The 23103-nt window shown below is 42.3% G+C and carries 20 protein-coding genes; 1 reads left to right on the top strand and 19 read right to left on the bottom strand.

Annotated features, from left to right (window positions below; translation table 11 throughout):
• Positions 1-7 precede the first annotated feature (7 nt).
• Positions 8-385: a flagellar basal body rod protein FlgB gene (gene flgB, locus EFA47_RS14030; protein ID WP_122643844.1), complete on the bottom strand. Its 378-nt coding sequence runs from the start codon at positions 383-385 to the stop codon at positions 8-10.
• Positions 386-552: 167 nt separating this feature from the next.
• Positions 553-1278 carry a lytic transglycosylase domain-containing protein gene (locus tag EFA47_RS14035; RefSeq protein ID WP_122643845.1) on the bottom strand — a complete coding sequence of 242 codons (726 nt, stop codon included), beginning with the start codon at positions 1276-1278 and terminating at the stop codon, positions 553-555.
• 362 nt (positions 1279-1640) lie between these two features.
• Here EFA47_RS14035 and EFA47_RS14040 point away from each other — a divergent pair, with 362 nt between their 5' ends.
• Complete coding sequence (locus EFA47_RS14040; RefSeq protein WP_122643846.1) at positions 1641-3425, top strand: methyl-accepting chemotaxis protein; 1785 nt, start codon at positions 1641-1643, stop codon at positions 3423-3425.
• A gap of 65 nt (positions 3426-3490) precedes the next feature.
• Here the strand turns inward: EFA47_RS14040 and EFA47_RS14045 are convergent, their stop codons facing one another.
• From EFA47_RS14045 to EFA47_RS14125, 17 genes are all read right to left on the bottom strand, one after another.
• Positions 3491-4270, bottom strand: a complete 780-nt coding sequence (locus EFA47_RS14045; protein ID WP_122643847.1) for a phosphocholine cytidylyltransferase family protein — start codon at positions 4268-4270, stop codon at positions 3491-3493.
• Positions 4271-4368: 98 nt separating this feature from the next.
• Positions 4369-4977: a gamma-glutamyl-gamma-aminobutyrate hydrolase family protein gene (locus EFA47_RS14050; RefSeq protein WP_122643848.1), complete on the bottom strand. Its 609-nt coding sequence runs from the start codon at positions 4975-4977 to the stop codon at positions 4369-4371.
• Positions 4974-5681, bottom strand: a complete 708-nt coding sequence (locus EFA47_RS14055) for a formyltransferase family protein (RefSeq protein ID WP_164690009.1) — start codon at positions 5679-5681, stop codon at positions 4974-4976. The genes EFA47_RS14050 and EFA47_RS14055 overlap by 4 nt, the downstream gene beginning before the upstream one ends.
• Complete coding sequence (locus EFA47_RS14060; RefSeq protein WP_122643850.1) at positions 5678-6235, bottom strand: hypothetical protein; 558 nt, start codon at positions 6233-6235, stop codon at positions 5678-5680. Before EFA47_RS14060 ends, EFA47_RS14055 begins: the two co-directional genes overlap by 4 nt.
• Complete coding sequence (gene cysC / locus EFA47_RS14065; RefSeq protein WP_122643851.1) at positions 6225-6752, bottom strand: adenylyl-sulfate kinase; 528 nt, start codon at positions 6750-6752, stop codon at positions 6225-6227. Before cysC ends, EFA47_RS14060 begins: the two co-directional genes overlap by 11 nt.
• Before the next feature lie 4 nt (positions 6753-6756).
• A complete protein-coding gene (locus tag EFA47_RS14070; RefSeq protein WP_164690010.1) occupies positions 6757-9165 on the bottom strand; it encodes a PEP/pyruvate-binding domain-containing protein in 2409 nt (802 codons plus the stop codon).
• A gap of 16 nt (positions 9166-9181) precedes the next feature.
• Complete coding sequence (locus EFA47_RS14075) at positions 9182-11383, bottom strand: hypothetical protein (protein WP_122643853.1); 2202 nt, start codon at positions 11381-11383, stop codon at positions 9182-9184.
• Between the two features lie 30 nt (positions 11384-11413).
• Positions 11414-12574, bottom strand: a complete 1161-nt coding sequence (locus EFA47_RS14080; RefSeq protein WP_164690011.1) for a radical SAM protein — start codon at positions 12572-12574, stop codon at positions 11414-11416.
• 15 nt (positions 12575-12589) lie between these two features.
• Entirely contained in the window at positions 12590-15046 is a 2457-nt protein-coding gene (locus tag EFA47_RS14085) for a hypothetical protein (RefSeq protein WP_122643855.1), read from the bottom strand.
• Positions 15047-15059: 13 nt separating this feature from the next.
• The gene (locus EFA47_RS14090) at positions 15060-15638 is read right to left on the bottom strand and encodes a class I SAM-dependent methyltransferase (protein ID WP_122643856.1); all 579 of its coding nucleotides are present in this window, start codon (positions 15636-15638) and stop codon (positions 15060-15062) included.
• Between the two features lie 6 nt (positions 15639-15644).
• Positions 15645-16859 (bottom strand): glycosyltransferase, encoded by a 1215-nt coding sequence (locus EFA47_RS14095; protein ID WP_122643857.1) that lies wholly within the window; start codon positions 16857-16859, stop codon positions 15645-15647.
• Positions 16860-16876: 17 nt separating this feature from the next.
• Positions 16877-17521 (bottom strand): PIG-L deacetylase family protein, encoded by a 645-nt coding sequence (locus tag EFA47_RS14100; RefSeq protein ID WP_122643858.1) that lies wholly within the window; start codon positions 17519-17521, stop codon positions 16877-16879.
• On the bottom strand, positions 17518-18636 hold the full coding sequence (gene wecB / locus EFA47_RS14105) for a non-hydrolyzing UDP-N-acetylglucosamine 2-epimerase (protein ID WP_122643859.1): 1119 nt from the start codon (positions 18634-18636) through the stop codon (positions 17518-17520). The genes EFA47_RS14100 and wecB overlap by 4 nt, the downstream gene beginning before the upstream one ends.
• A 24-nt stretch (positions 18637-18660) precedes the next feature.
• The gene (locus EFA47_RS14110; RefSeq protein ID WP_122643860.1) at positions 18661-19842 is read right to left on the bottom strand and encodes a class I SAM-dependent methyltransferase; all 1182 of its coding nucleotides are present in this window, start codon (positions 19840-19842) and stop codon (positions 18661-18663) included.
• Between the two features lie 5 nt (positions 19843-19847).
• Positions 19848-20867 (bottom strand): polysaccharide biosynthesis protein, encoded by a 1020-nt coding sequence (locus tag EFA47_RS14115; RefSeq protein WP_122643861.1) that lies wholly within the window; start codon positions 20865-20867, stop codon positions 19848-19850.
• Between the two features lie 11 nt (positions 20868-20878).
• Positions 20879-21742: a dTDP-4-dehydrorhamnose reductase family protein gene (locus EFA47_RS14120; RefSeq protein WP_122643862.1), complete on the bottom strand. Its 864-nt coding sequence runs from the start codon at positions 21740-21742 to the stop codon at positions 20879-20881.
• Positions 21743-21872: 130 nt separating this feature from the next.
• Positions 21873-23102, bottom strand: a complete 1230-nt coding sequence (locus tag EFA47_RS14125; protein ID WP_122643863.1) for a glycosyltransferase — start codon at positions 23100-23102, stop codon at positions 21873-21875.
• Position 23103 lies beyond the last annotated feature (1 nt).

Raw genomic sequence — 23103 nt, forward strand, 5'->3', positions numbered from 1 at the left:
CCTAATCTTACTGTCCCTTAATCGCACTTCTATACCTTGTAAAGTCATTGTTCACTGACTGGAGCAAATACTGATAGTGCAGCGCCGTCCTTGTCAGCTCTGTATACTCCACATCCAGATTCACATTGTTTTCATCCACCCTGGCAGAACTGCTGGTGTCATATATCTGATATGTAGAGCTGTCAATGGCCTGGCGCATCTGGGTATTGTCATGCGTCCCGCTGGCCGCCTTGAGTTTATTCTGGAACGTCTCCTCAAAGCTGACAGATTTTGTTTTGTAACCCGGAGTGTCCACATTGGCGATATTGTCAGATGTCACCTCCTGCTTTTTCCAAAGATAATCCAGTGCCTTGCCTGCCATCGGAATCGTATTTCCAAAAATCATTATCACCACTTCTTTCTTTAAGAATATTGTAAAATATCAGGATTCCCCACCTCTAAGACAATCCTTCTGTATTTTCTTAACAACCTTATTCTGCCGCCCGTATAAATATTCCAGGGAACATATATTGCGCCCTCTGTACAGCCTGCTAACCTGTCACTTCCCAAAGCCTACAAGATATCACTGCCTGTGTCGCTTAAAAGTGACTGGCTGGCGGCCATCACCCTGCTCTGCATCTGCAGCTTCATCAGTTCAACCAGATAAAGGGCGTCCTCCGCAGAAAACACCCCGCTGGACAAACGGTCTGTCTCTGTCACCGTCTTGTCCTCTGTCTTGCTGGCAACTGTCTGCCCTGTAGTAAGGTCTGTCCCCATATAGCTCTTAATCTTGTCAATATAATTCTGGGTCTCAGGGAAAGGAGGAACTCCCCCATACTTTTCCACATTCCCACTGCCCGCATTATAAGCCGCTAAAGCCAGCTCAATGTCACCGTCATATTGCTTTAGCTTTTCCGATATATATTTGGCCCCGCCCATGATATTGCTCCGTGCATCAAAGGGGTCTGTCACCCCGAGAGACTGTGCGGTTGAAGGCATCAGCTGCATAACCCCCTGGGCCCCAGCTGCTGACACCGCATTGGCGTCAAAGCCTGACTCTGCTTTGGCAACAGCTTTCAGCAATGTGACAGGCACATCATAGGTATTTGCCGCTTCCTCAAAAATTGAATCCATACTCTCAGGCACGCCCAGATCAGTGGAGGCGCTGCGAAAAACGTCAGAAAAACTCTGCCCGCCCGAAACTTGCCGACTATATCCGTCAGATACCGACTGTATCTGACTTAAGATACTGCTCATATAATTATATAAGTTATTATAAATTGTGTAGTCTGCCGCCATGTCATAACTCCTATCTATATCGTTATATCGTATTAATTATGCCACTTTTCTACTTACTTGAAAAGAGGTTTTTACATATTTCTATAATTTTCTACATTTTACTACATTTTCTCCCATATTTTTTCCTAAGTTATGTTATTTATTATCTAAATATTTCCTTATTATATATAACTTAGCATCTGCAAGCCTGTACATCCTGTATTGTGGGCCTATTACGCACTTAAGTTAGTATAAAATTAATGGATAGATTTACACAAAAATCATTTACATTCTTTTAATTACGGTATAAAATATATTACGGCTATTTCCATAATATTTAAGAATCTCAAGAAAAATACTAAATTACGAGGAGGATAAGGGAAGTGTTTAAGAATTTAAAAGTAAGGAGTAAATTGCTGCTTGCATTTGGAATTGTCATGGGACTTTATATTATTGCTGTGATAGCCGCATCTGTAGGCCTGAAAAGTGTTTCAGGAGGCCTAAAAGATTTTTACAATGTGCCGTACCCAATGGTGAAGGCATCTCTGGAGGCACAGGCTGCTACCAAACAGATTCAATTGGATGTGTACCGCGCTTATGAGACAACGGATGATGCGGAAATCCAGTCTCTGCTGGGTGATATTGAGGATACAACACAAACACTCAGCGCAGCCATCGAGGATCTGAATAATTCTTATGAAGGAGATGCTTCTCTATTACAGGCTGTAAAGGATACTGCTGCAAAGACAGCAGACCCCCGCCAGAGGGCGCTGGATTATATCGCTGTCCAGGATGACGCCAACGCCATCGCCATCATTACTGGGGAATATACTACGGCATGTAATAATTTTAATGATGCTCTCCAAGATATTATTGACGCAGCTGAAGGGAATGCTACATCCTTCTATAATTCTGGTATGTCCACAACACAGGTCTGTTTTATCGTTCTGTACATACTGGCCGGAGTCAGCCTGATTCTTACAATACTGCTGGTTATCAGTATTACAAAGGGATTAACCCGTCCAATAGCAGAGATAGAGCACGCTGTGAAGGAGATGGCCAATGGACGTATGGATTCGGAAGTTACTTACACTTCAAAGGATGAGCTAGGTGTACTGGCTGAGAACTTGCGCTTCGTACTGACTACGCTTTCAACTTACATACAGCATATATGCAGCCGGCTGAATTCACTGGCATCTGGAGATCTGACAGTAGAGATGGATATGGAGTATCTCGGCGAATTTGCATCTATCCAGGAATCCGGGAATAAGATTATAGATGCTTTAAATGACACTTTAAGCCAGCTCCACCAGGCTTCTGAGCAGGTTGCCAGCGGTTCTGAGCAGGTATCCAGCGGCGCCCAGGCACTCAGCCAGGGGGCAACCGAGCAGGCAAGCTCCGTACAGGAACTGGCCGCTACCATCAACGAGTTATCTGAGCAGGTGAACCAGACAGCGCAGAATTCACGGGATATCAATGCACTGATATCGGAGACAGGCCAAGAAGTTGAGAACAGTAACCACAAGATGGAAACAATGATGTCAGCCATGACCAAGATTAATGAAAGCTCCAGCCAGATTGAGAAGATCATTAAGACAATCGAGGACATCGCATTCCAGACAAATATACTTGCCCTGAATGCCGCAGTTGAAGCGGCACGTGCAGGCGAGGCTGGAAAAGGGTTTGCAGTGGTTGCAGATGAGGTCCGCAGCCTTGCATCAAAGAGTGCGGAAGCCGCAAAGAATACGACTGTTTTAATCGGAAATTCACTGAGCGCAGTAGCTGAGGGGAATCAGATTGCTGAAGATACCCAGAGTTCACTGGTCAGTGTCGTCACAAGCGCACAGAAGATCTCAGAGAATATGGCTAAGATTACGAATGCTTCTGATATGCAGGCCGAAGGAATTTCTCAGGTTACTACAGGAGTCGACCAGATTTCTTCCGTTGTACAGACAAACTCCGCTACTGCTGAGCAGAGTGCGGCGGCAAGTGAAGAGTTATTTGGCCAGTCTACGCTCCTCAAGAGCCTGGTTGGGCGTTTCAGATTAAAGGGAATGCCTGAGGCATCAGCGCCAGTACAGAATATTGCCCCTTCCGCGGCTCCCCATCAGCCAGAAAGCTATAATTATGATGAAGGGTTCGTGGAATACGACAATTCCAAATATTAATACTAAGGGCATCCTCTATGGACGGATGAATTCCGCCCAATTAGGGATGCCCTTTCATCATTTCTTTATATATCTGCCTCACTGGCTATTTCCAGATCCTTAATGCAATCCACCTCATACCATCCTCGGTTTACATGCACTGCTTTTACTTTTTCCCCTTCATCAATAAGGCCCTGCAGCATATCTGTCATATACATATGACTATAGTCTCTCTGGGTATGCCACAGAGGCTCCCCCCTTTTGCTTCTGGCTTCTGCCTCCTCACACAGCTTTAAAACCTGGGTTATGCCCTTGCCCCTGTAATGCATCAGTCCTATATACTGGGATTGGATACGGGATAATTCTGTTGTTTTCTGGCCAATCTCCAGCAGATTGTCCTCCCCATCAAGAAGCAGGGACTCCGCATCATCCAATGGGTTTTCACACCGTTTCTCCCAATACTTGAGCCAGCCGTCGTCTACCACCACAGATAGCTCTTCCTCTGCTTTTATAATTTCCTGCAGAATATGCTTACTGTAAATAATGTCTCCGTAAGATACAATCATATCTTCTTCCTGCATCATGATTTCTTTTGCACACATGAGGGAACATACCATATTTGTGGAGGCATATCTGCTGTTATGGATAAAATTCACTCCTCTGCCTGCCAAAAATTTTTCCAGCACCCTGGACTTATAGCCACTTACAATATAGATATCCCTGCTTTGTATCCCGCACTCCTGCATCCTATCAAGTATGGTTTCAATAATACTTTTTCCCTGAATCTCAACCATGCATTTGGGTTTCTCCTCTGTCAAAGGCCGCAGCCTCGCCCCCTGCCCTGCTGCTAAAATAATTACTTTCATCTATAATCGCCTCACTTGTCTGAATCTTCTCCCCAAATCTTCATTTGGACATTGTATCTAATTCCCGGCTTCTGCTTTTGCTTTTCTTTTTAAGTATGTTAGATTTCACTTTTATTAAACAACGTCTGTACCCGCAACACATCATTTTCCCTGAAGGGGGCCTCCCTCTCAGGATGCCACATAGTACCTATAATTGCATACTTTTTGTGCTCTATCCCCTCCACAACTCCGTCCAGGGACAGCGCTGTAGCCGTAAATTCATCATTGACAGCCTTTGTCCCCAGACTATGGTAGCTGTTGGCATGTATCTCTCCCCAAATACCGGACACTGTGTGCCTGACCCCAATATGGCCTTCTATTTCCTGAAGTTCTACACCAAAATAGTCCAGGATGGACTGCATACCCCGGCAGAATCCATACAGTGGGATATTTTCTCTCACCGCAGTCCCCAGCAGACATCTGTCCGTCTCATCTCTTTCAGGGGCGCTGCCTCCATATTTCACAAGGCTGTTTCCTCCTGTAAGTAAAATCCCCGCCGGTTTTTCATCTGCAAAATATTTTTCTGCTTGCCGCCCTATATTGGGAATCGGGACTGGCAGATAGCCACATACCCAGATAAATGCGGGAATTCTCTGATCCCCACAGTCCCTCCTCTCCTGATAGGATTCCACAATCTCCACCCTCTGTGTGTATAATACTTTTCTCATACATCCTTCTCCAGCATAAGCAGAGCCATATGTTTTAGGACTGGGTGAATGATAAAATAGGTGTCTCCCCCATCTTCCTGATCCCTGCCTTGTATTTCTCCTTTTTGGATATATTCTTCTGCTATAGCAGCCAAAACTTGCGCACGTATCCAGGGTTCATAGACATAATCTATATTTACATCCCCCTGAGGAAGGGGAAAGGACTTCTCCATAATAATCTGGCCCTCATCTATTTTATCATTCATAAAAATCCCTGTCGCCCCCAGAGACCTTTCTTTTAAAATACTGTAGTATGCCGTCGTACTGCCTCTGTAAGCAGGGAGCAGGCCTGCATGTATGTGGATAAATTGTTTTCCGATGTTAAAAAGCCTTGCCTGTAATATACATCCACCGTAGCCTGAATAGATAATATATCTGCATGCTGCCTTTTTGAGCACTTCAAACACAGTATCCGAGTTGGCGTCCCTGACGCCAAGTACCTGATAAGGCAGGCCGAATTCTTCCAGAAGTTCCGTCAGGGTCAGATTCACACGGAAGTATTTGTTTTCCTCGTCATTATGCTTTTTATGAACCCTGCACTCCTCATTGGGTTCTGCCAGTATATAGCACATTTGCGGCAGGGCGCCTACATCTGCCAAAGCCTGGACATAAGCAAATGTCCGGGAAGACGGCGCGCATAAAAGTACCATTTCCTTTAAAATCATACTCCCCTCTCCCCCTTCTTTAATAGGCCCACACATACTTCCAGACTATTTATAAATTCCAATTCCTCATATAGAAGTCCGGCGAACCTTTTTTTCTGCCCATTTCTCAACAGAGACTCCTGGGATAGAATTGTATCGTCTAACTTTAGCAGGCAGCTCAAGAATTTAAGCCTTCCAGTCTCTCTGTAAAGGGTAGAAATATATTCGCCAAGAAGCAGATACAGCTCTATTTCGTCATAACGGGCCCCTATTTCGGGTTTCCAGGTAGTCCAGTCGTACTGGGTATATAATCTTTTCCTGACTTCAAAGCTTTTAACAAACTTTTCGGCCATCCCTATGTCCCCCGCTTCAGCGGCCTGCCTGATTTTTTCTTCCGTCTTTGAACCCTCTCCGCCGCTTTCCGGCTCAAATGCGCCCTGAAAATCAATATATTGTTCTATATATTGTTTGCGGGTCTTTTGGTAGGCCTCCAGAAACTCCCGCCCTTTATACTCGCTGTACATATAATTCTGGCGGTTCTCCAAATTATTTTCTGTTATATACTTATATTCCATATCCCTTCTCCCAAAGATACTGTTGGATTTTGCTTACTCCTTCTTCCACAGTCTCTTTTTCCGTATCAATGATAATCTCGCTGTTCTGCGGGATCTCAAATACATCGTCTGCCCCGTTCAAATTCTGCATTTTCCCTTCCCGCTGTCTTTTATAATATCCTTTTACATCTCTTTTCTCACATTCTTTTAGCGAGCACTTAACATATATTTCAATATACCCTTCCCCTAAAGCATCTCGCATCTGACGGCGCATTTCCTCATATGGGGCCACTAAGGTGAGAATCACACTGACGTCATTGCGGTTCAAATACCCCGCCAGTACACGGACAACCTGATTATTTTTAAAACGTTCCTCCCTGGTATATCCAAAAAGGTTCCCAAGCTGCCCCCTGAGGTCATCTCCATCGATCATCTGCACCTTAAAATTCTGTCTGTCCAATTCTTGTACAAGCGCCCTTGCCAAAGTCGTTTTTCCACTGCCGCTGATCCCTGTAAAACAAATTGTAAATGTCTTCATACGTTTATCCCTCTGCCCAAATATCCATCTTAAGCACCTGCTGCCTGCAGCAGTCTATCTCCAAGTACTCCGAGGATTTCCACTGGTTATAATTCTGCTCGCCTGCCCCGATGACTGCGGGTATCCCCAGCTCCGCGCATCTGATTGCCATATGGGAATTAGCGCCTCCAAACTGCGTAATCAGTCCTGCTATATGCTGAGTAAAAAGGAAGTCGTATCCAGGATCCGCTGACTGGATAAAAACAATTTTATTTTCTACATCCCTATTTTCCTTGGAAAGCTCAACAGTTTTTGCTGCAATACTTTTCTGGGTTACAAAATTAGGTTCCTCCTGAAGAGTAAAAAATCGGTATACATCTTCTGGTTTTACAATAATCCCGGGAAGTTTAATTCTCTTTGCGAACTCATACTGCCGTCTATTATTTTCTATATTTTCCCTTAAAATACTAGAAATATCGCCGTAATATAAATCTACATAAAGCTGCTTGATGACCGATATGTCCAAATATGCCATGTCCTCCACCCCTATGCCTGCGCGGACGCCCAATTCTTTTACAAGCTTCAGAATATAGCTTACAGCCTTGGTAAAGACAAACTTCAAATATTCTCTGCCCTCTATCGCCTCTTTGATAAATGCCAGAAGTTCCCTTGCCGTGACATTCAATCCATTCTGCTCCAATTCCAGCTGTATCTTATCCAATACCGCCTTTGGCAGCTGATATTCCTCTGGACTCTCATTCTTAGCTGCGCTATCTGCCGTATATTGGTCCCTCCCCCTAAAAAAACTGCCCTTTAAAGTTTTTTCCTCAGAAGTAAAATATGTTTCAAAAGTTTCATCATAGCGGGGAGATAATATATCATATGTACCCGGACGGATATGCCCGTACTTGACCAGGAAATCCTCTTTTGAAAGAGTCCCCTCCCGATACATACGCCAGTCTCTGCCCATCTCCCTGTTGATAGTCTCCATGGAATTCATCAGTTTGTCCATCTCTGTCTTGGTAATAATCCCTCCATCCACAAAAGACCTCATAAATTGTACTGCAATAAATCCCGCCCTGGCAACCCCTGCAAAGGGAAGCGTACCATAAGTCTTACATTCCTCTATAAGCCAATAAATCTTATCCACCAGGGAAATATCTGACTCTATGATTGTATTATAATTTCTTTCCAGAATTTTTATCTTCTCTATATCCTTTTTATATAATCCTGTCTCAGGGTGGATAATCTGGTTAGTCAGTTCCAAAAGGGAAAATTCAATTCTCTTCAGCTCATTTTCATTAAAACCATATTCCAGAAGTACTTTTAATTTATCACTAATCCCCAGATAATAGCATGAGAATACAATTTCAAACTCAATCTTATCATGGTATGCCGGATATGTCTCTAGTCTCTTTAGATAGTAATTCACCAGCTTATCCGCAATTTTCTCATTGAGATTCTTTGGCACGAAAGAGTTAAAGGTAATCCTTGTATCGATATAGGGTATGCCACAGAAGGAAACCATCAAAGGATGCATTGTCAGGTCTCTGTACCCATAATTATGCCTCTGGTGCGCCCATATACTGTCTGTAACCAACTCCTTATATAGGGAGATAGAAAGCTTTTTGGGCCTGATTCCGAGAATCTCCGCAGGGTTCCAGTCCGGCATCACCCCAAAACAGGTTGTCTCACCCAGCAGGAATGGATGAGGCTTGGATAGTTTCTGAATTTTCTTATAGATCCGCTTCAGCGGTTCCTGTAAATCTATCGGCTTATATTCCTGTTTCTTCCCTTTTGCTATAGGCCGGGCCTGGAGAATATAAACCTTGTGGTCCGCAGTGACTGCAAATTCTATGTCCAGAGCACGGAGCTTTGTCACTTCCTCTATCTTTCTGCACGTTTGGATAATTTGTGCCAGATCTTGATCCTCCAATAATGTAAAATCAGCTTTTTTATAGGCATAAAAAGTCTTTAAGCAATTCGTTTTACCGCTGGTCACTGCCTGGGTGTCACTTCCCTCCTGATAGTTTATAATATAATAATCATCAGAAGTCTCCAGATCCGCTGTGAAGGCAACCCCTGAGCATATAATTCTCTCCAGCATGGGCTGAATCAACACTTCCTCTGTTTCGTCAGTACTGCCATAAGAGCGAAAGACCTCATCGATCCCTTTTACCAAAGCATCTGTCTCCGGCTTAACATTTAATATAGAATGGTACTTCCCTGCACCCGACTCCTCCGCTGTATCTTCCCCTTTTGAGGAAGATCTTATAATAAGCCTAGAGTTTCTTAAATAGCGGATAACCTTCTCCGCCTCGCCTTTCTTGTTTTTTACATAATCGAAATACTTTAATCTATAAAGAGGCAGGATGTGAATACCCAAATTGCTCTCCCTTAAATACTCCAGCATTTGTGCTTTTGTATAATTCATCTGGCCGTCCCCCTTATTATTCTTCCCACACGGCGTCCCGGGCAAGAAATTCCTCCCAGTAAAATGCCTTAGAGCAGATAATCCCCTTGTTCCTAAGATAGTGATATAGTCTGATAATATGCGCGCCTATACCCTGTTTTTTCAAGTCCTGATACCAGGCTTCTTCAAAATCCAGGGATGAGATAACCACAGTGTCAATATCCTTTTTCTCTATATCCTCAGGAGCAATGACCTCCGCCCCAAGCCTGGAGGCAATACATTCCCGGTTTGCATCTATAATATAATGAATCCTTTCTCTCTGGGGCCAATCCAATGTAAACCACAACTGTACCGTATGTTCCCCGCCGCCTCTGACGGCTATGATGCTGCCCTGGGGGACGGTATCAAAAAGCTCTCTGACCGCCTGTCGTTTTTTCTTCTCAAACTCACCGTTTCTGCTATAGTAATTTTTAAAGGTACGATAAACATTCCTGGAATATCTAAATTTTTCTTCCTCAATCATATCCTCTGGATAAGGCGGACAGATATTACGCAAATGTTCCTCCCTCTCCTGGGTGAGCCTGCCCCCTCCAGGCCTATTGTTCATATACTCAACCCTTCCGTCATTATAACGGATATACCTATCCCTCTCTGTTATAATACCCTGATACCCAAACATACCATACAAATCAAAGGTTTTCATAGATAGCAAAACCTTTAAATACTTCTCATTATAATAATCCACATCTTGAACTATGGCATAATCACTTAAAGCACAAGAAAAATCCTGCTTTTTATCCAAAAGCAGCAAAATAAGCCTCTCAAAATTAATATAGCTAAATACCCCCTTTATCTTCCGGGGTTTTATATCTTTCTGGGCAACTCTGAATATGGTATGGTATTTATCAAATACTGTATGTCCATGGTCGCTCATAAAAACTTTATAGGCCTTTGCAGGCAGCAGTTTATTATAAAACGCTAATATATCATCTGTATACTTCCTAGATTCTATGATTTGCCCTTCCCGAACTTCTGCCTCATGACTATCCAGTATCTCTCCTACTGCTTCTTTAAAGGAGTATCCTTCTCCTGTCAGTCCGAAAGATATATAAGGGGAATGTGTATGAGGGAACTCATGGATCACAGCACAAATCTTAGACGGTGCCTGCAGCATATCACTGATGGCATTCCAACAAACTTCAGACAGTGGAGTATATATATTTTGTGTAGTACATGTCTCAACAGATTCATCTATCTGTTTTAAATAAGTATAAAATTTAAACGTATAACCTTTATTTTGTATATTTTTTATAAAACTGCTTTCACTACTTATATTCCTTTTAAAAGCTCTGTCATCTACCGTACGCTCCCCGGCAAAAAGTGTCCTGGCCGTAGGATTCGTATATGGGGTTACTGTATAGGCATTTTCAAAATCAATGGATACTCCGGCCATAGAGCTCAGAAAAGGCATATCCTTGTCCTCCCCATATTCCAGTGCATCTAGCCAAAAGATAATCATGTCCTCTTTATGCCTTTTTGACAGCCTCTGCTGTATGGATTCCAGCAAGAGCCGTACCTCTGACTGGAACTGGCTATACTCCTTTTCATAGGGAAATTTCTTTGAAGAATATTCCTGAATATATCGTTCTGCTAACATAAAGTTCTTAGTATAAACACAATCAAAAATCATCTTAGTGAGATACATTTCTTTTACCGCTTTATCGCCAGACACCTCATAGCCTCTTCTATCATAAAAAAATATTGCATTCATATCTATATGTTTATAATCATAAGTGGCCTTTCCGTCAGAGAACTCATGATATTGTTCACCAAAAATATCATAATAATTTCCCTCTAAAAACAGTCCTCTTGTCTCCAGATAATCATAAATGCTTATTGCCTGGATACCGCAGGAAGCCAGGTGAGAAATGATTTCTTTTCTGCTATAGTAGGATATAACTACAGCTCTTTTACATGTTGTTTTTATATCCTTCAGAATTTCTGGGGTCACTTGGTTATACTTTATTACATCCACATGCTTCAGGCAAAGGTCTTCCTGAATATAAGCACTATCCGTGTCACATGCTGACACCAGTATCATCCTATCCTTACCATAATCTCTAAAATATTCCCCTAAATATCTAAGCGCTTCCTTTCTCTTAGAATATCGCGGATGAAATCGGTCTATTTTATATTTTATAATTATCTCTTCCAACTCTCTGTCAATATCTCGCCCCATCTCGCTCTCCTTATGATTTGGGTTTTTATGCTATACCTTCCGCTCCTGCTGTGCCACTTCACAGTAGTCTGTATTGATCGTCAAAAATCCTTTGCATTTTTTACAAAGCTCACAATATCCTCTGTCACTGTACCCTAACATATATTCCAACAGTTCCATTCTTCTCTCATCCGAAAACCCTGTAAGAGAGTAGCTATCATTTTCGTGTTCCTGGACAATCCCTGCTTCTACTGCATAATCTGAATAATTGCACAAATAAATTTTTTCATTATGCAGTGAATTAAACAGAACATTACATGCGGAAAAATGTAAAGCCAATTTTTCACTGCTCTTTTGTTCTGAGTCTTTTTCTGCCAGCAGATTCAGCCATTGATCCACATAATTATCTATAACTTTTATCTTATACTGCTCCAGTTTTGTCTTTATCCTTTCATACTTTTCTCTCACCAGGGGGACATTTTCCCTGTAGTCGTCTAAATATAAGCTTATCTTATTTTCTGCCATTACCCTACAGAGCCGGTCATCGGGTAAAATAGTTGCATTTGTGGTCGTCGCAAGGGTGTGTATCTGGTGTGAGTAATTCTGGGAGATATACTCAAGCAATTCTGCCAGATGAGGATACAAAAAAGGTTCTCCTCCACATACATGGAATAAATCAATATAATCAATTGCTGAAAAAAAGCTATCCACATCCTTTTTTAGCTGCCCTATATCATAATGCTTCTTTTTTTGGTTGTAAGAAGTAAAATTCAAACAGCTTATACAATTTAGATTACATTTTGTAGTACATAGGAACGAAATAACTTTTACGTACAGCCTGTCCCATGCATACATAAAATATATAGGCATATAAAAATTAATGAACTCTGGATATAAAAATAGATTTTTCCCCTCCTCAAACCCATTTACCAGTAATTGATGCTTAAATAAATTCATATTCTGAAATCCCGCAGCTATAATAACAATATAATCCCTGGATCCCATCTCCAGAAACTCCGTAATAGGAACGGCCCTTCTTCCCATACAAGTCTCTTTTCTATTATCGATAAACCCTTCTACGCAATCCACAAATTTTAACCTGTTATACAGATCTTCTCCAAGTTCTCCGGCTCCATAAATATAGATCTTTTTGTGCCAGGTAAATACATTCCGGAATCTTTCAAACTCATGCCCTTTATTTTTCCACTTCATAAGTCTCATCTCCTCTTACAGATTATCTGTAATGTAGTCCCATATCTTTTTTCCCGCTAACTCTGTATCTCTATTTAGCCTGGTAGTATCCTGCATTTGGGAGTATCTTAGAAAATCCTCAAGGCTGCACATGGCCTCACTATATATTGTTTCTGCCTCCATATTATCCCAAATACAGCCTACCGGGAGCTGTGTATTTAACAATGTTGCCTGATTATTATCCATATTAATTTTTACAATTCCATTTCCGGTGTAAGGAAAAAGATATACTATATTTTCTTCTACAACACAATTCTCAGCAAATATCTGACCATACTCCGGTTCCATGCAAAATCCTTCTATAGTATTACAGTCAATAATCGTCTTTTCTTTTGACAGAACATCCACTCTAATAATTTTTGCCCCTTTATGCGGCAAAATCCACAGGCTGCCGTTATAGTACTGCATATCTGCAAAACATATCTCTCCTGGGTTGTACAGCACATCCATAATTGATATCTCTTCCAAAATTTTGTTTGTCACATAATCCCATTGGAGCAGCCTGTTTCCTTCCTGCATAATCATCCAGAAGTACTTTCCATCAAATACTACCGCCCTAACTGCCTTTTCCCCTATTCCATTAATCTGAATATAATCAAACCTTTGATTGGAAATATCATACCTCTGCACATATGGGCCTAATCTGCAAGCCCGCCAAATACAATCTTCTGCCAACGTATTCCCATAGAATATAGGAAGATTGCCTCCATTGCCCAAAGTTCCGATTTGCTGCTCGTAGCAGGAATCTATCAATACAATTTTATCCTCATCTAGTACCAGACAGGGAATTTTACTGCTGTAATAAATGGGCATCATATACAAGATGCCTTGGTAAATAACGGGATTAAAATCTTTTCCCAGGGTTTCCATATCAGTATACTCTTCTTTATCTGCCCCCATCCCTATATACTGTGATTCTTCTGTCAATGTATTAAACTTAATCACGGAACCAGCATATGAGGGAATAAAATATATAAACTCTTTATATAAGACAGAATGTGTATATGTGGCTCTTTCGTATGCACCCAGCTTAGCATTCCCTTTCCTGCAGGATATTGTGTGATTCTCTTCGTTGTAAATAAAAATACAATTATATTCCCAACTGTACATATAAATCTTATTGCCAGACTTTTCAGCACACAAACATCTTGCCTGTCTTTCCTTCTGGAATATTTTAAAGCTGTCATACTCTATATAGTACATAGGTTTGCCTGTAATCTCATATAGCTGGCTCACAGAACTTTGTTCCTCCCCAATATAAGCATCCGATACCGCAATGGTGCGTTCCAGGCTCGGGGTATCATCATAAACGCCATTCCCATCCCTCTTAAACTTCTCAATAAGCTCCACATACCGGCTATAGGCCTCTGGGTGAAATGTCTGAAGGGTTTCCAGGCTCAAAGGATGCGGCCGCCATAAAAGCGCCGTATTAGGATGCCTCCCAATACACTCTATGATTCCCTGGACCTTATCCAGAAATAGATCCACTTGATTCATCAATCCATCCAAATGAGTATTATAAAAATATACTTTTTTCCCACTTAGTACAGACCATTCTGTTGGTACGCCTGTATATTCTTTCTGTCCTTTCAAAACCATATCAAACTTAGGAGATCCTAATGCTTCCACTTGTTCCTGCCTAATCCCATTTTTTATATATTGCTGCTTAAGATCTTCTGACTGCACAATGGTTTTCCAAGAGTTTTTTACTCCCGGCAGGACTGTCATGGAATCTTTCGTATATTTTTTCGATACATAATATGGAATATATACAAGATGGTCTGTATACTTCACCAACTCACTGCTGAAGTATGTCTCTTTAAGCTGCGTTACTCTGTTATAGGCGTCATAAGGATTATGTATAAAAATAATGTCCGGTTTTCTGTCCGCCAGATCAAATGTCCGGTAATCTGCTATTTCAACAAACTGAGCTATTTCCTCTCCTTCATAGGACTCTGACACAATATTTCTGTTCTTATCGAAATTGTAATAGGGTATGGGCACAACATATGCCTGGAACCTGGAATCCTTTTTACAAGCATCATATATACTCTGAAAACAATCCCACATAGAGGCCTTATAGGGCAGAAATACAACCTCAGAAACCTGGCACTCAAACCCCTCGTTAATATCTGACTTGATAAGCCTTAGTATATTTTCTATCTTACGGATCTGCCCCTTCATCATACTTCTCTTCCCATACATTAGGCTTAACTGGTAAATCAGTTCACAGTATTCTTCCAAGTGCGAAATAACCGTCTCCGGGTTTTCCTCAGTACTTTCAATATTATTCCCGATACCCAAGGCAGTCTCCTGGCATACAGCACACAATTCAGTCAATTTCTCTAAATTCCCAAGGTTACAAAAATAGGAATTTGCTCTGAAAAGCGTGCCCAGAATCTGCAGAATACGTTCTTTATGTATAAATTTCATTGCTGTAACCTCCTTATGCCAGTGATCCCTTTTTTACCACGATAAATCGTTTTCCTTTATATTGTGGAGTCCACGCATCCTGTATTGCCCACCCTTCAAACATCTTCTTTTGATACAGGAGGTGTTTTTCATCATGTGAAACCTCAGGAAGTTCACCTATCAGAATCCCCTGCTTTGTTACACGCTGTATTTCCTGCACAGCCTTTCTTGCATACTCCAAGGATTCAAAGTATAGGAAAACTCCCCAACAAAAACATTTATCAAAATACTTATCTTTAAATGGGATGTCGTCTGCCTCTGCATGTATAACGGAATTTCCAAAAAACTGAATATGTTTCTCCACCAGGGGCATTGAATAATCCATCCCTATATATTTACATTCCATATACTGGGCCAGTGCGCCAGCACCGCACCCCACCTCCAGCACTCTGTCCTCTGGCTGAATATCTAATTCCCGGATGATTTTATCTGCGGTCACTCTGATGTCCGCTTTTGACTTTTCCCAACCGTCATAAATATACAGATCCTCAACAGTGCCTTCCATTTCCCCCTTTTGTCTCCAAATCTCTTTCCAGGTTCCTCTATATTCCATATGGCTTTACCCCTCCCCCAGTATACTCTCCTTCATAGGCAGCGTATGATAAAGGACATCTGCAATTTCTTTATATCCCACAACATGCTGGTGCCCTTGCTCCATAAGCACTCTTATCAACTGCTCCGGCTCATCCGTTGTTACCACAGTCAGGCATCTTATATCTCGAATCTGCTCTGGCGCAAGACAGGGCCTGCCATCTATATTTTCCCCCTGTTTTCTGATATCTGAATCACACCAGGCAAGAATATGGATGCCCCTGTTTTCTAAATCCTTAAAAAGTCTTTTTCCATTTCTCCCTGCCCCATACAGGATAATATCATGGGAGTTTCCCAGTTGGTATAGGTACCTTTTTAGTTCCTCCCTCTGTAAACCTGCATCTTTAGGTTCAGGTATTTCCATCCACCTTTCTCCAGCATAACGAAAGCACTCCTCCCAGGCCATTTCTCTGTAGTATTCTGTAAGCTGGCAATAAAAAGCATATTGGGACCCAAATGAATAAAGTATGTCATCCTGTGAAATCTGTTCCATCATTTTCATGGCCAGTTCTATGCAATTTTTCGTGTACTCTGGATCATCCTGAGTCCCCTGTTTCTCATGTATTCTATAATCTACAAGCTCTTTTTCTATATAAATGGTCTGATGTGACTTAAATGCCCTGAACCACATATCATAATCCTGAGATGTACGTAAAACTGGGTCAAATCTTCCCACTTTCTTAAAATATTCCCTGTGAAGAAGTACTGACACTGTATTAAGGAGGCCAAAGAAAAGAGGATATACCCCCTTTGTCACATTTTCCTTGAGCAGCCAGAGGGGAAAGGAAAAGGGCTGCCGTTTCCCGGATTCCTGGAAATAAAAATTCCATCCGCTCCATACGATCGACATTTCATCTCCGCTATGTAAAATAGCCTCCATCTGCATCCTAATTTTATCAGGGTGGAGGATATCGTCATGGGGAAGATAGGAGAAATACTGGCCCTCCATATTTTCAATCCCTAAATTCAAGGCAGTAGAAACACCGCCATTTTCCTTAGAAAAATATCTGATTTTACTGCCATATGACAAAGCAACTTCCTCTGTATTGTCCTTTGACCCATCATTTACCACAATAACCTCGCAGTTTTTATAGCTTTGGTTCAGGGCACTGTTGATAGCTTCTCTCATAAAGTCAGCGCCATTATATACAGGTATAACAATAGAAACCTTTGGTTCTCTCATAACAGTCCTTTCTCCCCTTAAAATAACAGCTTAAACGGCAGAAACCCTTCCGCATACTGTACTGCATTGGAATAACCCCACACTTTATTTCTTCTTATGTTATTTTCAAAAAGCGTATCCTCGGAGGCTCCGAACCTCTGGTGTTCTATACCATATTGGTCCAGCGCTTCTCTCTTTTTATCAATATAATCAGAAATATCAAAAAATACTGTCGGATAAAAGGGTTTCTCACATACATACAAGTTGCTCTGATAAATCAGAATATTATCGCAATGGCGGGCAGCGGTCTTACTGATCTTACCTGCCGCACAGTGGTCCTGATTTGTATCAAACTCGCTGTGCACAAAGGCCGTATCTATCCGGTAATCCAGTATAATCTTTTCTACTGCCTGCATAATCTCAGTGGAATATTCAAGCTGGCATACGGGCCTTTGAGGAAAGTCTGTAATCTCCTCCACGCCAAGAATCTGCGAGGCCCGTCTGCTGTCCTCAATACTGTCTGACCTGCTGGTTTTCTTATTATAAGCGCTCTGGGCCACTTCATTGTCTGTTAATGTCACCTTATACACCTGGCAGCCTTCAGCCACAAGTTTTGCCGCGGTTCCTCCTGCCCCGAGTTCGGCATCATCATAATGGGCACCTATGATTAATATTCTTTTCATTCTTTTCTCCAAACCTTTTCATCTATAATTCTTGTATAACTTTGGATTAACCTAATGACGGTTCCAGATACATCCGGCTCTTCATAATCTGGGACTACGGAATTAACCGTCTCCATCCTTACAGCCATATCTACTGACTGTAAGAGAGATTCTTCTGTAATGCCTCCAATAATAAACCCACCTTTATCCAGGGCTTCCGGCCTCTCTGTGGAGGTCCTGATACATACTCCTGGAAAATGGCTGACCGAAGCCTCTTCCGGCATTGTCCCGCTGTCTGAGACAACACAATAGGCCTGCTGCATCAATTTACTGTAATCCGTAAAATTAAAGGGAGGCATCTTCTGTACTAAAGGATGGAATTTAAACTTTCTCTTTTCTATCCACCCTTGGCTTCTGGGGTGCACAGAATAGATAATCGGCATTTTATAATGCTCTGCCAGGCTGTTTACTGCATCCATCAGTCCCATAAAGTGTCCTTCGTGGTCTACATTCTCTTCTCTGTGGGCTGACAGTACAATATACTTTTTCTCCTCCAGTTCCAGACGCTTAAGAACATCACTTGCATCAATACGCTGCTTCTGGGCCAGTATCACTTCCTTCATGGGGGAGCCTGTGACATAAATGTGCTCCTTCCTAATCCCTTCTGCCAGAAGATAGCGCCTTGCATGTTCGGTATAAGGCAGATTTATATCTGCTATATGATCCACAATACGCCTGTTCGTCTCCTCTGGAAGATTCTCGTCAAAACAGCGGTTCCCGGCCTCCATGTGGAAAATTGGGATTTTCAGCCTTTTCGCCGCAATAGCAGAGAGCGCTGAATTAGTATCCCCCAATATTAGCAGTGCATCTGGATGTTCCTTTTCCATCAAAGCATATGATTTAGCGATGATGTTTCCCAGTGTATCTCCTAAATGCCCGCCCACCACATCCAGATAAAAATCAGGTTTTCTAATCTGCAGATCTTCATAAAAAATATCATTTAACGTATCGCTGTAGTTCTGGCCTGTATGGACAAAAATATGTTCAAAAAACAAATCTGCCTTTTTAATAATTTCCGACAGCCTGATTAACTCCGGCCTTGTCCCTACGATGGTCATTAATTTCAATCTCTTCATTTCCAGCCTCCTTACATCCAGTTCTTATTTCTTTTGTATCCAGAGACTTCCCCCATGGGGCTTTTCCTTCAGCGGCCAATGCTCCAGATAAAGATCCCCATATTCTTGCTCCATAAAATTCTGGAAGAATTTGATAGAATACTCCTGATTATTCTGAAGAAACGCCCTGAGCACATACAGTTCATTCCAAATCATATCTGAATGCAGGACCCACTCTTCAGGATACTCAAAGGGGTAGAATATATCATGGAAGTGTATATAAACCCCACTTTTTAGTCTGGGCAGTATCTCAAACAACAGATAATTTACATCGGAGCCAGCTTTTGATACATGTGTAGAATCAATAAAAAGTATATCCCCAAACTCCAGTTGTCCAAAAAACTCCAGCTCCACTTCCTGAAGACCGCATTCCTGCAGATATATATCGTCTGTCTCTTTGCATAAGGATTTAAGCAGCGCTGGATAAGGTTCAATGAAAGAGCACTGTACAGAATGATCTAAATAGTATTCATTTGTATCCAGTATGACTGCTGAAGAAAATCCGGATCCAACCTCAATGACCCTGCGCGGCTTAAGCAGCCTGAGCATACAATGCAGGGCCACTGTGTCTCCGGCTGCCAGGCTGGGATTTCCATGATAGTAGCGGAATCTGCTCTCCTCTTCCTTCCCCTGCCATCGGGGCAGGGTACTATAGAGGCCCTGCATCTCCTTTAAAAGCGCAGACTGTTCCCTAGTATTCATGGATATATCCAAGACTTCTTTGTCCCGGGAAAATATGCTTTTCCTATTTCTTTCAAGATACTGAAAATCTGGATACAGAGAGTAATAATGCCCTATAGGAAACAATGCTGTCTCTTCTTTCGGAAGAAAATAAAATAAGTCCATAATTTCTTTTGGGACTACTCGTCTGAATCGGTCTGTTTTCAGCCTCAGATATATATCAGCTGCATTGGACGGAGAAACCATCACCAGAACATCGTCCTTTATTTCTTTCAATTCCTCATATCCAATACAATGGACGCTTTCTATCATGTTCCCCTTTTTGCTTTCGCTGTTGTCGCAAAATAAATCCACTTTCTCCCCGCAGTCCCTCAATACATGTAAGAGCCTGATTCCATTCTCTCCTGCCCCAAAAATTACCAGCTTCGTCTTAGCGTCAATAGAACCCAGATATGCACGCAACAATAATTTTTGTCCAACCTTCATTTTTTCTATGCCTCCCAGAGTCCTAATTCTTCCTGGATATATTTTAACCCCAGCAAAGTCTCCTTTACTTCTTCTACATTCAATTGCTTTGTACTGTCTGAAGTAAACTCCTCTATTTTTGCCTTTTCTATCTTTCCCTTTTCAAAATAATTATCATAATTTAAGTCCCTGTTGTCTGACGGCACCTTATAAAAATCTCCCAGATCAAAAGCCTGGCTGCATTCCTCCTTAGTCAGGAGTGTCTCATTTTGCTTCTCCCCATGCCTGACGCCAATATACTGTATTGGATTCTCTGCATGAAAAAGCTCCTTTACCGCCTGAGCCAGAACACCGATAGTACATGCTGGTGCTTTCTGTACAAAAATATCGCCTGCCTGCCCATGTTCAAATGCAAACATTACCAGATCGACCGCCTCGTCCAGACTCATTAGAAACCTTGTCATATCCGGGTTTGTAACTGTAATTGGTTTCCCTTCTTTTATCTGTTTTATAAAAAGGGGAATGACAGACCCCCTTGAGCACATCACATTCCCATATCTGGTACCACAGATAACTGTTGAATCTGTTGTCCTGGATTTAGCCACAAATACTCTTTCCATCATTGCCTTGCTGATTCCCATTGCATTAATTGGGTATGCGGCCTTGTCCGTGGACAGGCAGATGACCTTCTCAACCCCGGCCTCAATGGCCGCAGTCAGTACGTTGTCCACGCCCACTACATTTGTTTTAACAGCCTCCATAGGGAAAAATTCACAGGAAGGCACCTGCTTCAGAGCCGCGGCATGAAAAATAAAGTCCACAGCATGAATTGCATCCTTTACGCTGCGGTAATCTCTCACATCCCCTACATAATATTTGATTTTAGGATTCTGGTAATGCCTCCTCATATCATCCTGTTTTTTCTCATCTCTGGAAAAAATTCTGATTTCCCGGATATCAGAATCCAGAAAACGCTCAAGCACGGCGTTTCCAAAGGAACCTGTACCTCCTGTGATCATCAGAACTTTATCTGTAAATACACCCATTTGCTTTCTCCTTATCTGCCGGCCTGATATAGTGGGTACAGGCTCTTATGCTCTTTCATCCACCCTGCCAGCTCTTCAATCATTTCTTCATATCCCGGAACCGTATATTGAAAATCTGTTCTTGTATTAATCAAAGATTTATCACTAATCACTCTGCCGTCCGGCCGTATCTCAACCTGGCCGCCCCGCATATGCTTATTAAACAACTTCAGCAGCTCATACTTTGCAATCCATCTGTTATTCACTAAATGGTACAGGCCGCTTATATTTTGATTGATAGCCGCCTCTATCGCTTTGGCAAGCTCAAGGGTTGTCACTCCCGACCAGATCACTCTCTGATACCCGCTTACTGTCCCGGCCTGGTTTAAAAACCAGTGCAGTAACCCTACGCCGTCCGCTTTTAGCTCCGGCCCGATAATAGAAGTACGCAGAGTCAGGTTTTTATCATCCTTCACCTCGCCCAAGGCCTTGCTTCTGCCATAATAAGTATCCGCATCTGGTTGGTTGGTTTCTGCATATTTTCCCTCTTTGCCCGAAAACACACAATCTGTACTAATATGTATAAGCCGCGCCTCAGACCCCTTCAAGCATTCTGCCACTAAGTGGGGGAATGCACTATTAATATAAATGCCTTCCCAAAGATCCTCATCTACTTTTGTATTTAATACGCCCACTGCATTTACAACTGCGTCAAATTTATTTTCCTTTAGGACCTGCCGGATATGCCGCTGATCCAGGACATCCCCCTGTACCCACTGGCTGCAGCATTCACACGGCGTCCTGGAGTAGCCTATTATCTCGTGCCCCACTTCCCTAAGATATGTGCCGGCCATATGCCCGGCCATGCCATTGGCGCCGAATACTAATATCCTCATAACTCCTCCTTCTATAGTGTAAGAATTTTGTTATAGATTTCATGTAATCTGAATTTTCTCTTTAATCCCATCTATTTCAAATGTCTCTCCCTATCCACTTCCCAGCTTAGGGCAGCCGCAGCCATTCCTGCTAAACCTTACCTCTTTCTTCCCGCAATAGCTTTTCATATAGCTGTACATGCCTCTCAATATACAGCTCATATGTGTACTCCCTGGCCGCCAGTTCCCTTCCCGCTTCTCCTTTACTGCGCGCGGCCTCTGCATTCTGCACCATATATTCCAATGCCTTTTTCAGCTCTTCTATGTTCATATACTCCACGGCCATGCCGCACATAGACCCATGAATCATCTCCTCCACAGCAGTATCCTTAAAGCACACTACAGGCACTCCAGCCGCCATTGCCTCCACAGCCATAAGCCCGAAAGACTCGGCCAGGGAGGGCATTACAAACAAATCACAGCAGGCAAAGAACTGTTCTATGGTTTTATCATCATTCACCCATCCAAGCTCTCTTATCCTGAATTTTTCCTTTATTTTCCTGGGTATCTCCCCTCCGCCAACAGTGAGCAGGGATACTTCTTCTTTTCCATCCAAATTCTCCAACGCCTTATATAAAAAGTCACAGCCCTTCACTTTATCATCCTCACTGCGGAATCCAATAACAAAAGATTCCTGGGGCAGAGAGAACTTTCTTCTCATTTCCTTTTGATCCCACACCCGGCACATTCTTTGTTTTACCCCGAAGGGGATCCTGACAATATCCGTAAAATGCCCTGTCAGGGGACTGGCCTTTATGTAATCTTCCATAAATCTGGAAGCCACCACAATCGTGGGATTTATCTGCTTAAATACCTGCCTTTTTATCTCCCACATTTGACGGGTATGGTCCTGTCTCATCTCAAACCATTTGTACTCCAGATTCCTGCAGGAACCGCACCCCGTTTTCCAGCGGCCGCACTGCAGCGGATGCACGCAGTTGCCGGTCACAATCCATGGATCGTGGATGGTCCACACAGATGTTTTATTTTCCATCAACAGGGGCAGATCCAAAAGCGAAATAAAATTATTGTGCAAAATATGATAGTGTACAATATCTGCTTTTTCGTAACACTCCATCTTTTTTAATTTTTGTCCATATGGATATAAGAGATGGCTTATAGAAAACCGCTTTTCTACATGCTTGATTTCCTCCTGTATGGCAGGGTCTGCACCCACCCCATATACCCGGCCGTCATGGCTTAACTTGTCCCTCACAGCCTGGGACGCCTGTATGCCCCTCTCATTTAAGGATATCTGCAAATCATAGCCGTTAAAAATTCTCCCCATTAAGTCAGAATAATTCACCTGAAGTATGTTCAAT

The organism is Luxibacter massiliensis, from assembly GCF_900604355.1.
In the GTDB taxonomy this organism is placed as follows: domain Bacteria; phylum Bacillota; class Clostridia; order Lachnospirales; family Lachnospiraceae; genus Luxibacter; species Luxibacter massiliensis.

What these genes read in the sequence shown, in the direction of transcription:
- flgB (WP_122643844.1), bottom strand. Translation starts at nt 385, where the DNA reads ATGATTTTTGGAAATACGATTCCGATGGCAGGCAAGGCACTGGATTAT.
- EFA47_RS14035 (WP_122643845.1), bottom strand. Translation starts at nt 1,278, where the DNA reads ATGGCGGCAGACTACACAATTTATAATAACTTATATAATTATATGAGC.
- EFA47_RS14045 (WP_122643847.1), bottom strand. Translation starts at nt 4,270, where the DNA reads ATGAAAGTAATTATTTTAGCAGCAGGGCAGGGGGCGAGGCTGCGGCCT.
- EFA47_RS14050 (WP_122643848.1), bottom strand. Translation starts at nt 4,977, where the DNA reads ATGAGAAAAGTATTATACACACAGAGGGTGGAGATTGTGGAATCCTAT.
- EFA47_RS14055 (WP_164690009.1), bottom strand. Translation starts at nt 5,681, where the DNA reads ATGATTTTAAAGGAAATGGTACTTTTATGCGCGCCGTCTTCCCGGACA.
- EFA47_RS14060 (WP_122643850.1), bottom strand. Translation starts at nt 6,235, where the DNA reads ATGGAATATAAGTATATAACAGAAAATAATTTGGAGAACCGCCAGAAT.
- cysC (WP_122643851.1), bottom strand. Translation starts at nt 6,752, where the DNA reads ATGAAGACATTTACAATTTGTTTTACAGGGATCAGCGGCAGTGGAAAA.
- EFA47_RS14070 (WP_164690010.1), bottom strand. Translation starts at nt 9,165, where the DNA reads ATGAATTATACAAAAGCACAAATGCTGGAGTATTTAAGGGAGAGCAAT.
- EFA47_RS14075 (WP_122643853.1), bottom strand. Translation starts at nt 11,383, where the DNA reads ATGGGGCGAGATATTGACAGAGAGTTGGAAGAGATAATTATAAAATAT.
- EFA47_RS14080 (WP_164690011.1), bottom strand. Translation starts at nt 12,574, where the DNA reads ATGAAGTGGAAAAATAAAGGGCATGAGTTTGAAAGATTCCGGAATGTA.
- EFA47_RS14085 (WP_122643855.1), bottom strand. Translation starts at nt 15,046, where the DNA reads ATGAAATTTATACATAAAGAACGTATTCTGCAGATTCTGGGCACGCTT.
- EFA47_RS14090 (WP_122643856.1), bottom strand. Translation starts at nt 15,638, where the DNA reads ATGGAATATAGAGGAACCTGGAAAGAGATTTGGAGACAAAAGGGGGAA.
- EFA47_RS14095 (WP_122643857.1), bottom strand. Translation starts at nt 16,859, where the DNA reads ATGAGAGAACCAAAGGTTTCTATTGTTATACCTGTATATAATGGCGCT.
- EFA47_RS14100 (WP_122643858.1), bottom strand. Translation starts at nt 17,521, where the DNA reads ATGAAAAGAATATTAATCATAGGTGCCCATTATGATGATGCCGAACTC.
- wecB (WP_122643859.1), bottom strand. Translation starts at nt 18,636, where the DNA reads ATGAAGAGATTGAAATTAATGACCATCGTAGGGACAAGGCCGGAGTTA.
- EFA47_RS14110 (WP_122643860.1), bottom strand. Translation starts at nt 19,842, where the DNA reads ATGAAGGTTGGACAAAAATTATTGTTGCGTGCATATCTGGGTTCTATT.
- EFA47_RS14115 (WP_122643861.1), bottom strand. Translation starts at nt 20,867, where the DNA reads ATGGGTGTATTTACAGATAAAGTTCTGATGATCACAGGAGGTACAGGT.
- EFA47_RS14120 (WP_122643862.1), bottom strand. Translation starts at nt 21,742, where the DNA reads ATGAGGATATTAGTATTCGGCGCCAATGGCATGGCCGGGCATATGGCC.